General features: G+C 58.3%; 14 protein-coding genes and 1 pseudogene. 4 read left to right on the forward strand and 11 right to left on the reverse strand.

The genetic code is table 11. The annotated features are described in order from the left end of the window. The first annotated feature begins 5 nt into the window (after positions 1-5). Positions 6-686: an AMIN-like domain-containing (lipo)protein gene (locus HMPREF2920_RS01910; RefSeq protein ID WP_070601231.1), complete on the forward strand. Its 681-nt coding sequence runs from the start codon at positions 6-8 to the stop codon at positions 684-686. A gap of 23 nt (positions 687-709) precedes the next feature. On the opposite strand, the gene HMPREF2920_RS10865 is transcribed toward HMPREF2920_RS01910, so the two are convergent. From HMPREF2920_RS10865 to HMPREF2920_RS01925, 4 genes and pseudogenes are all read right to left on the reverse strand, one after another. After that, positions 710-1441, reverse strand: coding sequence for a hypothetical protein (locus tag HMPREF2920_RS10865; protein WP_246821095.1), 732 nt, complete (start codon positions 1439-1441; stop codon positions 710-712). 477 nt (positions 1442-1918) lie between these two features. Beyond that, positions 1919-2446: pseudogene (locus HMPREF2920_RS10870) on the reverse strand (hypothetical protein); the annotation flags it as partial. Next, positions 2374-3069 (reverse strand): hypothetical protein, encoded by a 696-nt coding sequence (locus tag HMPREF2920_RS01920; protein ID WP_070429889.1) that lies wholly within the window; start codon positions 3067-3069, stop codon positions 2374-2376. The gene HMPREF2920_RS01920 and the pseudogene HMPREF2920_RS10870, both read right to left, overlap by 73 nt. Positions 3070-3273: 204 nt before the next feature. Next, a complete protein-coding gene (locus HMPREF2920_RS01925) occupies positions 3274-3579 on the reverse strand; it encodes an antibiotic biosynthesis monooxygenase family protein (protein WP_070549744.1) in 306 nt (101 codons plus the stop codon). A gap of 65 nt (positions 3580-3644) precedes the next feature. On the opposite strand from HMPREF2920_RS01925, the gene HMPREF2920_RS01930 reads away from it, so the two are divergent. Then, complete coding sequence (locus HMPREF2920_RS01930; protein WP_016422123.1) at positions 3645-4406, forward strand: hypothetical protein; 762 nt, start codon at positions 3645-3647, stop codon at positions 4404-4406. Positions 4407-4410: 4 nt separating this feature from the next. Here the strand turns inward: HMPREF2920_RS01930 and guaA are convergent, their stop codons facing one another. The 4 genes from guaA to guaB form a co-directional block, all read right to left on the reverse strand. Further along, entirely contained in the window at positions 4411-5985 is a 1575-nt protein-coding gene (guaA, locus tag HMPREF2920_RS01935; RefSeq protein ID WP_048731530.1) for a glutamine-hydrolyzing GMP synthase, read from the reverse strand. Positions 5986-5998: 13 nt separating this feature from the next. Further along, entirely contained in the window at positions 5999-7747 is a 1749-nt protein-coding gene (locus HMPREF2920_RS01940; RefSeq protein WP_070601236.1) for an FAD-dependent oxidoreductase, read from the reverse strand. Positions 7748-7866: 119 nt separating this feature from the next. Next, positions 7867-9015 (reverse strand): GuaB3 family IMP dehydrogenase-related protein, encoded by a 1149-nt coding sequence (locus HMPREF2920_RS01945; protein WP_048731529.1) that lies wholly within the window; start codon positions 9013-9015, stop codon positions 7867-7869. Between the two features lie 50 nt (positions 9016-9065). Further along, positions 9066-10595 (reverse strand): IMP dehydrogenase, encoded by a 1530-nt coding sequence (guaB, locus tag HMPREF2920_RS01950; RefSeq protein ID WP_070601284.1) that lies wholly within the window; start codon positions 10593-10595, stop codon positions 9066-9068. A 263-nt stretch (positions 10596-10858) separates the two neighbouring features. Here guaB and HMPREF2920_RS01955 point away from each other — a divergent pair, with 263 nt between their 5' ends. Next, positions 10859-11227: a DUF5319 domain-containing protein gene (locus HMPREF2920_RS01955; RefSeq protein ID WP_069359475.1), complete on the forward strand. Its 369-nt coding sequence runs from the start codon at positions 10859-10861 to the stop codon at positions 11225-11227. Positions 11228-11364: 137 nt separating this feature from the next. After that, entirely contained in the window at positions 11365-11688 is a 324-nt protein-coding gene (locus HMPREF2920_RS01960) for a WhiB family transcriptional regulator (RefSeq protein ID WP_016422117.1), read from the forward strand. Between the two features lie 119 nt (positions 11689-11807). Here the strand turns inward: HMPREF2920_RS01960 and groL are convergent, their stop codons facing one another. The 3 genes from groL to HMPREF2920_RS01975 form a co-directional block, all read right to left on the reverse strand. Continuing rightward, the gene (gene groL / locus HMPREF2920_RS01965) at positions 11808-13412 is read right to left on the reverse strand and encodes a chaperonin GroEL (protein WP_049193259.1); all 1605 of its coding nucleotides are present in this window, start codon (positions 13410-13412) and stop codon (positions 11808-11810) included. 19 nt (positions 13413-13431) lie between these two features. Further along, positions 13432-13731 carry a co-chaperone GroES gene (groES, locus tag HMPREF2920_RS01970; protein WP_005510054.1) on the reverse strand — a complete coding sequence of 100 codons (300 nt, stop codon included), beginning with the start codon at positions 13729-13731 and terminating at the stop codon, positions 13432-13434. Between the two features lie 156 nt (positions 13732-13887). Continuing rightward, positions 13888-14529: a hypothetical protein gene (locus tag HMPREF2920_RS01975; protein ID WP_049169953.1), complete on the reverse strand. Its 642-nt coding sequence runs from the start codon at positions 14527-14529 to the stop codon at positions 13888-13890. Between the last annotated feature and the right edge of the window lie 86 nt (positions 14530-14615).

Below are 14615 nucleotides of genomic sequence, written 5' to 3' on the forward strand. Positions count from 1 at the left end.
GACGTATGAATACGAAATCGCTGGATGTTTCGCGCACCCGTACCCGTATCGCGGCATCCCTGTGCCTCGCATTGGGCCTGGCTCTCGGCGCTTGCTCCTCTGACTCATCCCCAGACTCGGCTGCTGCAGTGTCTATGAAGACTGACTCAACCGCTGGCACCTCCGATTTGTCAAGCAGCTCTAGCAGCTCCACTAGCTCGTCTGCGGCAGCGCAAACCACCATGGATGACGATGCTGCTCCGGAGGGCGATTTCAATAGTTCCTCCTCAGAAGCTGCCCCTTCCGATGGCGCTTACTTGGGTATTGAAGATGTTCGTGTCGGTTCCCACGACGGTTACGACCGCATTGTCTTTGAACTCACGGGCGAGGGCACTCCGGGATATTTCGTCCGTTACGAGGATGTGCCGACCCAACAGGGCTCCGGCAAACCGATTTCGGTCGACGGCACAGCCAAGCTGGTAATCGACTTGCGGGGCATGGGCTACCCCTTTGATTTCCAGATGGAGGACTTCCCCTCTGACTCGGTCAAGCCGACATCAGCTTCCGTTATTAAGGAAGTCGTCGGCGCCGGCACCTTCGAGGGACAGACTCAGTATGTCGTCGGGCTCAAGGGAGATAAGACCCCATTCAAGGTTTTCTCGTTGAGCAATCCGAACCGCCTGGTTATTGACTTCCAATCGAAGTAATCGGGTTGCCCCGAGCTACGCCTCTACGCGTAAGCCCCCTCGATTCTCCATGCGCCGGCATGCCCTATGAGCAACCAGGCGGCGATGGTACCGTCATTCGCCATCGCACGGATTTGTATTCTTGCCGCTCGACGAGCCTCATCGGGCACCCACCAGCGCTCATCAATCGGCCAGGGCCCAGCCCACGATGACACGCGGTACGTTGTCACTCCATGCCGCACCAGAGATGGTTCCGCCGTCATGGTCGCTCGCCCAGTTACACCCACGATCTGCCCATTGGCATCGAGCACTTCCACCTCAGCATTAGCAGTCGCGGGAATAGTTGCCGGATTGGGAGCAAGAACGGCTCCCGGCCACGGCTGATTATTTTCCGCGGTTTTTGTGCTTTTGGGTTTTTCTCCGAAAGCGACAAATCCCACTCTTTCCCCTGGGCCACGCCCGCCCTGCATGATTGGTTGCTGTACTGCCTCTGACCCCAGTAACCCCTGCACACGCTCGGCAGCCCGGCGCGCTTTGGCTCGCGCATCATCGCTGCCGTGCCACAGATCCTGTTTTACAGTACCGGCGGCGACCACATCCAGTGGCTCTAACTGCAGCTCTACAATTCCGCGGCTGTCATCTCCATCATTTTCCTCAGCGCCGTCAACAGTTCCAGCAACAGTGCCGCTGCCTCCTCGTGGCTGCTGCCGATTCCTGTTATTCAGCCAGCCATCCAGCTGCCACCGAACCCTGTCAGCCGTAGTCTGTTCTGCCAATGGCTCAGTGCAGCGCCATACTCTGCGCACCTCTGAGCCGTCACTAAATTGCGCCACCACCGCTAAGCGGTAACACGAATACCCATGGTTAAAAAGTTTTTCATGCAGTTGCCCAGCTAGAAAGCGCGCGACGAATGAGGCCTCATCCACTCTCCGGAGTGGACTTTCCCAAGACTGGTAACTCACAGCCAGTCCGGGCGGCAAAGATCGCGGCGCCACCAACCGCACTTCCCCACGGCAGGCCAAATCGTGCCATCTAGCCCCCTGCGCCCCAAACCTGTTGGCTATATCCCGCTTCGGTAACGCAGCGACATCCCCCAATGTGCGCAGGCCGAGTTCCTGCCACGACTTCGCAAGCTCTGCGGGCATCTCCAGTGCACTTTCCGCCCTCAGCTCCACCAGAGAGATTCCCTGCCGAAATCTTTTGCCTTCATCCTCCCCGGGAGCTACCAGCACTCCCCTGCGCGCTGCCAAAATAGCTGTCACAATATCGTCCGCGAGCCCCAAGTTGCAGTCCACGCCCGGTACCGCAGCGGCATCAAGCAGCTTTTCCAAGGCCACATCCTGTCCGCCGTAATAACGCATTACCCCTCGCGCTGCCACAACCGCCAAGCCTGGCCGTAGAGCTTCAACCCCAGCTGCCACCGCCTCCAACCGTTGCAGCACGGACTCGAATTCCGCAGCGTCGCGCACCGCACTTTCCTCGACAACATCCAGCTCCGGGCACAACGCTTCCGCATGCCGACGACTTTGCCCGCGCCGTACCCCTGCACGGCGCGCACTCGGAGAACAAACAGCTACTCCGCTATCACCCACAATCGCAACTGGACTGAGCGGATTAGCCTGTGACGTCACAGATGCTAGATGCGCTGCCTGCACTGGCCAATCAGGAAGCCAGAGCGCCACCACACGGTTCGATTGCGCCGCTACCACTAGGACCTCCTCTGTGCGGGAAAGGCGACCACATTGTTCTGTTCCACCTGTTCCCCCACCCGCCAACGGCACTGCCTCCGCGGAAACCGCGTCCCCGACACACTGACTTGGTAATCCACTGCTCGAATCCGGCCATAACCAGTACCAAGCCCGGAAACACCAGCAACAGAGCTGGAAATTTCCGACTCAGCGCCCGGCCACTGCTGCCCGACAAAAACCAGAGCACAACCACTCGTGCGCAGTCGTGCCTGCAGCGGACGTGCCTTCGACGGCGGCGGAGTGCGCGCCAACGAAGCCACCACCAAGTCAACGCCGTCCGCCAACAGCCCAATTACTTCAAGTGGCTGCATTCCAGGATCTGGTACACAGACAATGTTCGATAGCTTCCCGCCCAACTCCACTACGGAGAGCAACCCCTGTTCAGCGAGTCCAACTAGCGCAACATGACCTGTCTTCGTAACTTCCGCGATTAGGCCTGCCAATACCGCACCGGGCTGTTCAATGACACTGACAGCCCCTTTTCGCACTGCTCCCGCCAACGTATTTTCCAACGCCTCCGGCACCGGCAGAGCCTCACCGAGCCCAAAGGTTGCACCAGTTGCAGTCCCACCAGACTGGGCTGCCATCGCCTGCCGCAATGCCGCAATAGTCTGTTCCCTAGACTGCCCCGCAGCAATATTGACCGCCGTTGTCACTTCTTATTCCACCTCATCCCACTGCTATCCCACTGCCATCTCACTGCCCTGCCCACCACGAACACTGCTCGAATATTCTTTCCCAACAAGCGGATTAAACACTACCCTAAATAGCACGTACGTTCGATATTAATGTGCGAAGAAAAGCGCCGCACACCACCGCGCGACGCTCTAACCTCAGCCGAGTACTACATTTCGTACTACTTAGGCCTTCACATCGAGAACTACATCGAATTCGAGCAAATCAGCCGACGACGACACCGGCTTGCGCTTTTCGCCCTCATGCGAAGCCTTGAAGGCACGGCCCTCACGCCACCCCTGGTAGGCCTCCTCGCTCTCCCACTCGGTAAAGACAAAGTAGCGGCTCTCTCCTGCAGTTGGACGCAGCAGCTGGAAACCAATGAAGCCCGGCACATCGCTCATCTTTGAAGAGTTTGCGGAAAAGCGACGTTCGAGCTCTTCTCCCGAACCCTCAGGAACGGTAATAGCGTTAATTTTTACAATGCTCATGGTCATAACACTAGCCACACAACTCTCAACAATCTATAGTTCCATCGCTACTAAAATTAAGAAGTATGACAGATTCCAGCCGGCACCAACACTCTTCAGGCTCTTACCAAGACGGGGCCGAACGCACGACAAAATTTATCAATAGTCCCGTGCGCCTGGGGACGGCAATTGGCGTCACCACCGCAGTGATCGCACTGCTCGCATTGCTTAAAGCCCACATCATCGGCTCCATTGGCTGGTGGATCATGATAGCGCTTTTACTGGTACTCATCGGCACCACACTTTTCGTGCGCCAGGCAAAAACACCCACCAAAGAAACTCGGCCCTCCTACTTCGCAGAGCCGATGCGTGAGTCACCAAACGACATCTCGTGGAATAGCAGTATAAGCGTGCTGCTCATCTTCCCCGGAGCATGGATCATTGCCGCCGTCGCCGAACGAATTTCCTCTACACCGGTCGCCTGCATAATGACCCTAGTTCTGTCCGCCATCACCGCTACCTGCGCAATCCTGCCGCGGCAATTCGGATTCCTCCCTCTCGCCGCGCATCTTCCTGACAATTTCGCCCAGCGCTGCCCCTACCCCGCCGACTCACCAGAGGCCCGCATCCTCACAGTCCTCTTCATCGCACGTCTACGCGACGGCTACGTCTTCTTCACCGACCAGCTCCCCTATTTCGCCATGCTTGACGACGATACCGTGAGCGCAGCTCTCCACACCCTAGCCGCCGATAAGCGCATCACCATCGCCAAGAACAATTCGGCCCTGACGGAAAAGGGCCGTGCCCGCGAGTTTGCACAACTCACAGACACGGCCCTTGCCAACTAGTGGCTTACTCCCACTCAATGGTTCCCGGTGGCTTGGAAGTCACATCCAGGACCACGCGGTTGACCTCAGGCACCTCGTTGGTGATACGAGTGGAGATTTTCTCCAGCGTATCGTAGGGAACACGAGTCCAGTCAGCGGTCATCGCATCCTCAGAGGAAACCGGGCGCAGCACGATTGGGTGGCCATAAGTACGACCATCACCCTGGACACCAACCGAGCGGACGTCGGCAAGCAGGACGACCGGGCACTGCCAGACAACCTCGTCCATACCTGCGGCCGTCATTTCCTCGCGTGCAATGGCGTCGGCGCGACGGAGGGTATCCAGACGCCCCTCATCGACAGCGCCGATGATGCGGATACCAAGACCCGGACCCGGGAACGGCTGGCGAGCGACGATTTCTTCCGGCAGCCCCAGTTCGCGACCGACCGCACGGACCTCGTCCTTGAACAGCAGGCGCAGCGGCTCAACGAGGGTGAACTCAACGTCATCCGGCAGACCGCCGACGTTGTGGTGGCTCTTAATGTTGGCGGTACCAGAACCGCCACCGGACTCAACCACATCCGGGTACAGGGTGCCCTGGACCAGGAAGTCCACGGTCTCGCCCTCCGGAGCGCCCTCCAGCGCCTGTGCGACAGCGCGCTCGAAGGAGCGGATGAACTCACGGCCGATGGTCTTACGTTTGGTCTCCGGATCGGTGATACCAGCCAGAGCATCCAGGAAGACCTTGGAATCGTCGACGGTAATCAGCTTCGCACCAGTTGCGGCAACGAAATCCTTCTCAACCTGCTCGCGCTCGCCCTGGCGCAGCAGCCCATGGTCGACGAAGACACAGGTCAGACGGTCACCAATAGCGCGTTGCACAAGTGCGGCGGCAACTGCGGAGTCAACGCCGCCAGACAGACCGCAAATTGCGCGACCGGTCTCACCGACCTGATTACGGACCTGCTCAATCAGCTCTTCCGCGATGTTAGCGGCAGTCCAGTCCGGCTCCAGGCCAGCAATCTCATACAGGAACTTCTCCAGAACCTGCTGACCATACGGCGAGTGGTTGACCTCCGGGTGGTACTGCACACCGGCCATGCGCTTTTCCAAGCACTCGAAAGCCGCTACCGGAGCACCCTTGGTGGACGCCGTAACGGTGAAGCCCTCCGGCGCCTTAGACACCGCGTCACCGTGGCTCATCCACACCTCGTGTGTCTCCGGCACACCAGTGTGAGCGACACCGCCACCGTCGACGACGTTCAGCTGCGTGCGGCCGTACTCACGGTCACCGGTAGCAGCAATCGTGCCGCCGAGCACCTCAGTCATCGCCTGGAAGCCGTAGCAAATACCAAACACCGGAATGCCCAGCTCAAGCCACTCTGGGTTGAGCTTCGGGGCACCTTCGGCGTAGGCACTGGACGGGCCGCCGGACAGCACCAGCGCAGCCGGGTTCTTGGCCTTAATTTCTTCGGTCGTCGCATCATGCGAGACCACTTCGGAATAAATTTTTGCCTCGCGCACACGTCGCGCGATGAGCTGCGCATACTGCGCACCGAAGTCCACGACGAGGACGGGCTTAGTCACCTGTTCAGACACGCCCTAAAGCTTATCAAGACTTACGGACTGCAGGCATACCCAGGTTCAGTGCAGCCGGAGCATCTTCCGGCACAGCCGGGTTCACCGGAGCAATCGGATCCAGGCGCACGTAGGACTCACCCTGCGCCGGACGCTGATCTTCCTCACCCTTATTCGGCCACAGCGACGTTGCACGCTCCGCATTCGCGGAAATCGACAGTGACGGGTTCACTCCCGGGTTGGCTGCCATCGCCGAACCGTCGTGAATCGAGAGCGTCGGGTAACCCCACACACGCAAGTACGGATCAACAACGCCGTTTTCGGGTGAATCCGAAATCGTCGCACCACCAATGAAGTGAGCTGTCAAAGGAATGTTTGCCAACTCACCGATAGTGCCCCCAGCCAGCACACGACCATTCCGACCACGTGCACTGAGCTTGTCCGCCGCACGTTGCGTAGCTTCGTTACCCGACGGAATCCACGTCGGATTCGGCTCCCCCTCGCCCTGCTTACTCATCAGGAAACGCACCGGCCCGATCTTTTGCAGGTACGTCGTAATCGAGTTGTCGCGATTCTGCATCACCAGAGAAATCACGGTGCGCTGCGACCACTTACGCAGATTCACGAGCTGCGTCAGGTAGTTAGGATGCTTTACGACGGTTCCCACAGCCTGCAACCATCGCGGAGTTGCACGACCTCCTTCGGTCATAATCATCTGCAGCATTGCGATGGCATTAGAGCCCTTACCGTAGCGCACTGGCTCGATATGGGTGTCCTCGTCCGGGAAGAATGACGAAGTGATGGCTACACCGTTAGAGAAGTCATTTTCCGGGTCCACCTTCGTACCCATCGCGCCCAAAATAGCCTCGGAGTTAGTGCGGGTCAGCTTGCCCAAAGACTTCGGCAGCAGCGGCAAGTGCCCATCGGCCTGCTGGCGATGCAACAAATTCTGTGTGCCCCAGGCACCGGCGGCGAGAATGACGCGCTTAGCGCTAAACTGCTGCTTGTCCTTAGCTACCCAACGGCCAGTGCGCTCAGTGTCAATAACCCAGGAGCCATCAGCCTGAGGATGCAGGCCAGTAACGGTAGTGCGGTCAAAGACCTGCGCACCAAACTTCTCCGCCAAGTAGAGGTAGTTCTTAACCAGGGTGTTCTTGGCATTGTGACGGCAACCAGTCATGCACTCACCACATTCCGTACAAGCAGTACGGTCCGGGCCGATCCCCCCGAAGTAAGGATCGGAAACTGTTTGCCCTGGCACACCCTGTCCACCGGTCTTGGCTCCAAAGAACACACCCACCGGGGTTGAGCGGAAAGTATGGCCCACACCCATATCTTCGGCTACCTCACGCATGACGACGTCGGCAGGCGTGTCGGTTGGGTTGGTGACTACGCCCAGCATGCGAGATGCATTGTCATAGTGCGGAGTGAGTTCTGACTCCCAGTCGGTAATGTGCCCCCACTGACGGTGCTGAAAGTACTCGGTACCCGGCTTATACAGAGTGTTTGCGTAGTTAAGGGAACCACCGCCGACTCCAGCACCAGCGAGAATCATGACGTCTTTCAACATGTGCACGCGCTGGACGCCAAAGAGCCCCAGCTTGGGAGCCCACAGGTACTTGTGAAGCCGCCAGCTGGTCTTGGCAAAGTCTTTATCTTCGAACCGTCGACCGGCTTCGAGAACTGCCACTCGGTAGCCTTTTTCGGTCAACCGCAAAGCAGAAACAGAGCCACCGAAACCGGAACCGACGATTACAACATCGAAATCACGTTGTTTACTCATGGGAAAAGCCACCTTCTCTAAGGGCGTAACACTAATGCGCGGAACTCATGTTCCTAACCCTAAGCGGAGGTGGCTTTTCAGTAAGGTAGTTTTGCGAAAAAACTATCCGATTACTTTAATTAAAAACCCTTTGGACGTACCGACAGCTCAACGCGGTGGAAGGACTTCAGGTTGGTAAAGCCGCACTTGGCCATTGCGCGACGCAGGCCACCGGCGAGATTGCGGTCACCGAACGGCGAAGCGGACGGGCCAAACAGAGCCTCTTCCAGGCTGACCAATTCCTTCTCATCGTCGACGACCGGCCACACCGCACCGCGCGGGTACTTCGGGTGTGCCGCAACAGACGGCCAGGCGTAGCCCTGCCCCGGAGCTTCGTGGACGGTTGCCAGCACACTGGACAGTGCCACAGCATCCGCACCGCAGGCGATTGCCTTGGCAATGTCACCGACGGTATCAATGCCGCCATCGGCAATGATGTGGACGTAGCGCCCCTCGGTCTCATCGAGGTAGTCCTTACGGGCAGCTGCAGCATCCGCAATAGCGGTAGCCATTGGCACATCGATACCGAGCGCATCCGGGGACGTCGTAAAGCCCGTACCGACAATCACACCAGCTGCGCCTGAACGCATCAGATGCAGCGCAGTCTGGTAGTCGACAACGCCACCGGCGATAACTGGAACGTCCAGGCTGCCGATGAAGTCCTTGAGGTTTAGCGGTTCACCCTGAGCCGTGACATGCTCTGCGGAAATCAGCGTGCCCTGGATAACCAACAAGTCGATGCCGGCCTTGATAGCCAGCGGAGCCAGCTCACGGGCATGCTGCGGGGAGACACGAACTGCAGTAATCGCGCCGGTTGCGCGAATCTCCTTGATGCGCTCAACCAACAGGTCAGTATCAATTGGAGCAGAGTGCAGTTCCTGCAGCTTGCGGTTCGCTGCCTCGGATTCACGCTTGGTGGCGGCATTCTTTGCCAACTCCACCAGCTCGGCGATCTTGTCCTGCGCATCGGCGTGACGGGCCCAGATACCCTCGGCGTTGAGAACCGCCAAACCGCCCAGGCGAGCAAACTCAGCGACGGATTCCGGGCTGGCGATGGCATCTGTCGGATGCATCATCATCGGGAGTTCGAAATCGTAGGCGTCAATTCGCCAGGAGGTATCGACGTCCTTGGACGACCGGGTACGCCGAGTGGGAACGAGTGCAATATCGTCCAACTCGTAGGTCCGGCGTGCCTCGCGGCCAATACCGATTTCAACGATGTCGCGCATGAGCTTTCCTCACATGCCCTTTCCGTGGAATTTAACTCGACTAAGCCAGTTTAGCGCTGGTAGTAGTTCGGCGCTTCGACAGTCATCTGGATATCGTGCGGGTGCGACTCGCGCAGGCCTGCAGCGGTGATCTGGACGAACTGTGCGTCGTGCAGCTGCTCGACGGTAGCGGAACCGGTGTAGCCCATAGCTGCACGCAGACCACCGACCAGCTGGTGAACGATGGAGTCGATGCTGCCGCGGAACGGAACACGGCCCTCGATACCTTCCGGAACCAGCTTCTCTTCGCTCTTGACGTCAGCCTGGAAGTAGCGATCCTTGGAGTAGGAGCGCTTCTCACCGGTCAGGCCGCGGCCCTGCATGGCGCCCAGCGAGCCCATGCCGCGGTACATCTTGTACTGCTTGCCGTTGACGAAGGTGACCTCACCCGGAGCCTCAGCGGTACCGGCCAGCATCGAACCGAGCATGACGGAGGATGCACCGGCCGCCAGAGCCTTGGCGATGTCGCCGGAGAACTGCATACCGCCATCGGCGATAATCGGAACGCCAGCCTTCTTAGCTGCGACAGAGGCTTCCATGATGGCGGTAATCTGCGGGGCACCTACACCTGCGACAACGCGAGTGGTGCAAATCGAGCCCGGGCCGATACCGACCTTGATGGCATCTGCACCCGCGTCAATCATGGCCTGTGCAGCGCCACGGGTAGCCAGGTTGCCGCCGATAATCTGGATGTTCTCGCCGAATTCCTTCTTAACGCGGGAGACCATCCCAAGTACACCTGAGTTGTGGGCGTGAGCGGTATCAACAACGAGCACGTCTACGCCTGCGTCAGCCAATGCGTGTGCGCGCTTCCAGGAGTCCTCGCCGGTACCGATGCCAGCACCGACCAGCAGACGGCCGGAACCATCCTTGGAAGCATTCGGGTACTGATCCTTCTTGACGAAGTCCTTGACGGTAATCAGACCAGTCAGACGGCCTTCGCCATCGACGATCGGCAGCTTCTCCACCTTGTGAGCGCGCAGCAGGTTCAGCGCCGCATCGCCAGACACACCCTGCTCAGCCACGACCAGCGGCATCGGTGTCATGATTTCGGAAACCTTGCGGTTCAGGTCTGCCTCAAAACGCATGTCGCGGTTGGTGCAGATACCGACCAGCTTGCCGTCCTTGTCGACGACCGGCAGGCCCGAGATGCGGTAACGAGCGCACTTGGCATCTACTTCGGCGATGGTGTCATCCGGGGAACAGGTCACCGGGTCGGACACCATGCCAGCCTCAGAGCGCTTCACAATCTCGACCTGCTGCGCCTGCTCCTCAATGGACAGGTTGCGGTGCAGGATACCCATACCGCCCTGGCGGGCCATAGCAACAGCCATGCGAGCCTCGGTGACGGTGTCCATAGCAGCGGACACAATCGGAACGTTCAGACGCAGCTCACGAGTGAGCTGCGTCGAAGTATCAACGCCGGAGGGGATAACGTCCGAAGCATCCGGCAGCAGCAGGACGTCATCGAATGTAAGGCCGACTAGTGGAATCTTGTTGGGATTGTCTCCGCCGAGGCTAATTCCCGTGGGGTTGGTCATGGACTCCTCCTGCTCCACCCTTGCCGACATCCGGCCAGGGGCGCTATCGCTTCGTGGTTGCCAAACGTTATATACAGGGTAGTCCTTAAGTGATGAAACGCGACAATTAGGCGGAGCGACAGGTGCCCGACAAGGGTTAGCCGAAAGCTAGCTGAGGGTTATTCCAAGGTGAACTAAACCCCAACTAAGTGCATCGCCAATCGACAGGATTGCCGTACAGAGCTGTTACGGTAGTGGTTGTGAACCACAACTTTTTCTCATCCATGCCGCGGGATCCGTTCGAAGGAGATCCCAATGACCCGGCAAGCTTTCTCGAGCCGGATGAGCCGTTTGCTCCACTGACAGACCAGGAACGTCGAGAGGTTCTTGAAGATCTGGCCGCAGTTCGCCTATTCCGCACCGCTTTGAGCCCAGAGGGATTACTGGGCGTCTGCATGTTGTGTGAGGACTGCGGTGACGAGCACTTTTATACCTGGGAGGTTTTGGAAAACCACTACCTGATGCTCCTGTCTGGCCAGGCATCCCCGGTTCACGAGCCACAATTCGATCCAGACCCCTCCCGTTACGCCCCATGGGACTACTGCGCAGGCTTTGTCGACGGTTTGCGTTCTCGACGACCTGGCCGTTTCTAAAAATTTGGTAAGAGTTTGACGGAATTGTTTGCGTAGTATCCCGGCTGGCCTCCTTAGGTTTACCAACCGTTCATTGTTGGCCTCCACACTTGAGCTCACTGCTTCAAGAAAGCTCAATGAAGGAGACATCAATTCCGATGACGTACATCGACCACTTGCCCGGGCCCAATGCGGATTTGTGGGATTGGCAGCTGCACGGCTCTTGCCGCGGGCAGGACTCCGCGACCTTCTTCCACCCGGAAGGCGAGCGCGGACGCGCACGCAGCCTGCGTGAAGCCCGTGCGAAGGCTATCTGCCGTTCTTGCCCTGTTCTTATGCAGTGCCGTAGTCACGCACTCAAGGTTGGTGAGCCATACGGTGTCTGGGGCGGTCTCAGCGAATCTGAACGAAATGAAATCCTTCGAGCTAAGCCGGCCGCACGTGAACGCGAACTTGAACGCGTTCTAGTTACTGCCATGTAGTCCCTCTCCTCTCTCGGACTCCATCCAGTTCACATAAAAACCAAAATGCTCCCCACCCTCAGATTGAAAGGTGGGGAGCATTTTACGTGCCAAAGGCCCGGGCACTAGCTCACTGACAATTAGTGAGCGTGATCGTGCTGCGGCTCTTCCTCCGGCTTGTCCACAACAGAAGCCTCGGTGGTCAGCAGCATACGCGCCACGGAGGTTGCGTTGACGACTGCGGAGTGAGTGACCTTGACCGGGTCAATGACGCCGGACTCAATCAGGTTCTCGTAAGTGTCAGCAGCAGCGTTGTAGCCGTTGCCGTTCTCCAGCTCACCAATGTGGTAGACAACGACAGCGCCGTCCTTACCAGCATTCTCAGCAATCCAGAAAGCCGGACGGGTCAGAGCCTTGGCAACTGCACGGACACCGACTGCCTCGTCGCCCTCGAACTCGTCAGCGAATGCCTCGAGTTCACGGGAGATCTGCACCAGTACGGAACCGCCACCGGCGATGACGCCTTCCTGAGCTGCCGCACGAGCAGCGTTAATGGCGTCCTCGACGCGCAGCTTGCGCTCGTTGACCTCGGTCTCGGTAGCAGCGCCGACCTTAATGACAGCCACGCCGCCAGAGAGCTTCGCCAGACGCTCTTCCAGCTTCTCGCGATCCCAGTCAGAGTCAGTGCGCTCAATCTCGGCACGAATCTGGTTACGACGCTCTTCCACAGCCTCAGCGGTGCCGGCACCGTCAACCAGAACGGTCTCGTCCTTGGTAATGGTGATACGGCGTGCGTTACCCAGCACCTCAAGTCCAACGTCCTTCAGCTGCATGCCAGTGTCAGCCGTAACGACGGTTGCACCGGTGACAACTGCCAGGTCATCCATGAACGCCTTACGACGGTCACCGAAGTACGGTGCCTTCACTGCGGCAACCTTCAAGGTCTTGCGCATAGCGTTGATGACCAGTGCGGACAGAGCCTCGCCCTCGATATCCTCAGCCATAATCAGAGTCGGCTTGCCGGACTCGGCAATCTTCTCCAGAATCGGCAGGAACTCCGGCAGGGAGGAAATCTTCTCACGGACCAGCAGCACCTGTGCACCGTCAAGAATTGCCTGCTGAGCCTCGACGTCGGTAATGAAGTACGGCGAGAGGAAGCCCTTGTTGAAAGACACGCCCTCGGTCACGGACAGCTCGGTGGCAATCGACTGCGACTCCTCCACAGAGACGACGCCGTCCTTGCCAACCTTGTCCATGGCACCTGCAACCAGGTCACCAATTTCAGTGTCGCGCGAGGAAACGGTTGCCACCTGTGCGATGGCAGCAGAGCTGCTGACCGAGGTGGCGCGCTGCTTCAGCAGCTCAACCGCCTTGTCGGATGCAGCGTGAATACCACGGTTCAGCGAAATCGGGTTTGCGCCGGCTGCAACGTTGCGCAGACCCTCGTGGACCAGCGCCTGTGCCAGCAGCGTTGCGGTAGTAGTACCGTCACCGGCAACGTCATTGGTCTTGACCGCAACGGACTTAACCAACTGCGCGCCGAGGTTCTCAAACGGATCCTCAACGTCGATGTCGCGGGCGATGGTCACACCATCATTGGTGACCAGCGGACCGCCGAAGGCCTTGTCCAGGACAACGTTGCGACCCTTCGGGCCAAGCGTGACCTTGACTGCGTCGGCAAGCGTGTCCACACCGCGCTTGAGGCCTTCGCGAGCCTCTTCGTTAAAAGCAATAAGCTTCGCCATGTGTGGGTACGTCCTCCCTTTAGTTCTCGATAACAGCCAGGATGTCGCGCTGCGACAGCAGCAGGTACTCTTCGCCCTGGTACTTCAGCTCAGTGCCGCCGTACTTGGAGAAGATGACGATGTCACCCTCCTTGACGTCCATAGGAATGCGGTCATCGTCATCGGCCCAACGACCCGGACCAACTGCGATAACGGTAGCTTCCTGCGGCTTCTCCTTAGCGGAGTCCGGGATAACCAGGCCAGAAGCCGTGGTGGTCTCTGCTTCGTTGATCTGGACGAGGACGCGGTCCTCCAGCGGCTTGATGTTGACGTTCGCCACGATGAATTCCTCCATACATGCGGTGATGTGATGTTCTTGTGCCGGTTGGTCTGCCGTGCACAGCCGTCGTCGCGGGTGAACAACTGTGTGTCAAACAACCTTCGTTAGCACTCTACCCCTGCAAGTGCTAACACTCAACAATAGTGAGCGCTAATGCTAATTGGTCAGCTTGTCGGGGTTACACGCCATACGACCGAACACAGTAACCGTCATTCCGTGTTCCTTGATGTACTCATCGCTAAAGCACGGGCCACCAGAACCGGTTGTGTAACGACTGTCTGGCTCCCTCCTTTGCCAGGCACCTTCGTCCCATTGGTAGACCGCCAGTCCACCACTGTTTGCGCGCCCACCCAGCGCCCACCATCCGTCACAGGCGACAATCGTAAAGTTTTCCTCCGTAGTCGGGAACGCCGATGCCTCGCAATCCCCACTAATCGGATAATCGGGCGTAGCCGTACTCGTAGTTTCCTTCTTGGCTTTCTCCGGCGACTTCACCTTCACGGTCTCCGTCGCAGTCGCAGTAACAGTGAGCTTCGGCGTTACTTCATCCTTGGCACCTGCACCAAACCATTGCTCACCTCGACCACTCACAACTAGGTAAAGCACCGCCGCTACAGCGACAATCACCACAAGCAGCAGCGCGATGACTGCCCATAGCACTCCCCGAGCACGACCGCGCTGATGTTCAACTTGCGGTGCTTGCGTTGTTTGCAGTTCACCCTGCGGCGCAAACAGCTCAGTCTGATTATGCGAATTATCGGATGGCTGAAGTTCCCACTCGCTGTAGTCTTTACTCATTTTTGGGCAAGCGCTTTCCTGTAATTGTCCTGCGATCCATGGCAGAGAAACAAGTCAAAGTCAGTTAACGAAATTTAACATGGATC

The organism is Corynebacterium sp. HMSC075F02 (assembly GCF_001838335.1).
GTDB classification, from domain to species: domain Bacteria; phylum Actinomycetota; class Actinomycetes; order Mycobacteriales; family Mycobacteriaceae; genus Corynebacterium; species Corynebacterium jeikeium_D.

What these genes read in the sequence shown, in the direction of transcription:
- HMPREF2920_RS01910 (WP_070601231.1), top strand. Translation starts at nt 6, where the DNA reads ATGAATACGAAATCGCTGGATGTTTCGCGCACCCGTACCCGTATCGCG.
- HMPREF2920_RS01925 (WP_070549744.1), bottom strand. Translation starts at nt 3,579, where the DNA reads ATGAGCATTGTAAAAATTAACGCTATTACCGTTCCTGAGGGTTCGGGA.
- HMPREF2920_RS01930 (WP_016422123.1), top strand. Translation starts at nt 3,645, where the DNA reads ATGACAGATTCCAGCCGGCACCAACACTCTTCAGGCTCTTACCAAGAC.
- HMPREF2920_RS01940 (WP_070601236.1), bottom strand. Translation starts at nt 7,747, where the DNA reads ATGAGTAAACAACGTGATTTCGATGTTGTAATCGTCGGTTCCGGTTTC.
- HMPREF2920_RS01945 (WP_048731529.1), bottom strand. Translation starts at nt 9,015, where the DNA reads ATGCGCGACATCGTTGAAATCGGTATTGGCCGCGAGGCACGCCGGACC.
- guaB (WP_070601284.1), bottom strand. Translation starts at nt 10,595, where the DNA reads ATGACCAACCCCACGGGAATTAGCCTCGGCGGAGACAATCCCAACAAG.
- HMPREF2920_RS01955 (WP_069359475.1), top strand. Translation starts at nt 10,859, where the DNA reads ATGCCGCGGGATCCGTTCGAAGGAGATCCCAATGACCCGGCAAGCTTT.
- HMPREF2920_RS01960 (WP_016422117.1), top strand. Translation starts at nt 11,365, where the DNA reads ATGACGTACATCGACCACTTGCCCGGGCCCAATGCGGATTTGTGGGAT.
- groL (WP_049193259.1), bottom strand. Translation starts at nt 13,412, where the DNA reads ATGGCGAAGCTTATTGCTTTTAACGAAGAGGCTCGCGAAGGCCTCAAG.
- HMPREF2920_RS01975 (WP_049169953.1), bottom strand. Translation starts at nt 14,529, where the DNA reads ATGAGTAAAGACTACAGCGAGTGGGAACTTCAGCCATCCGATAATTCG.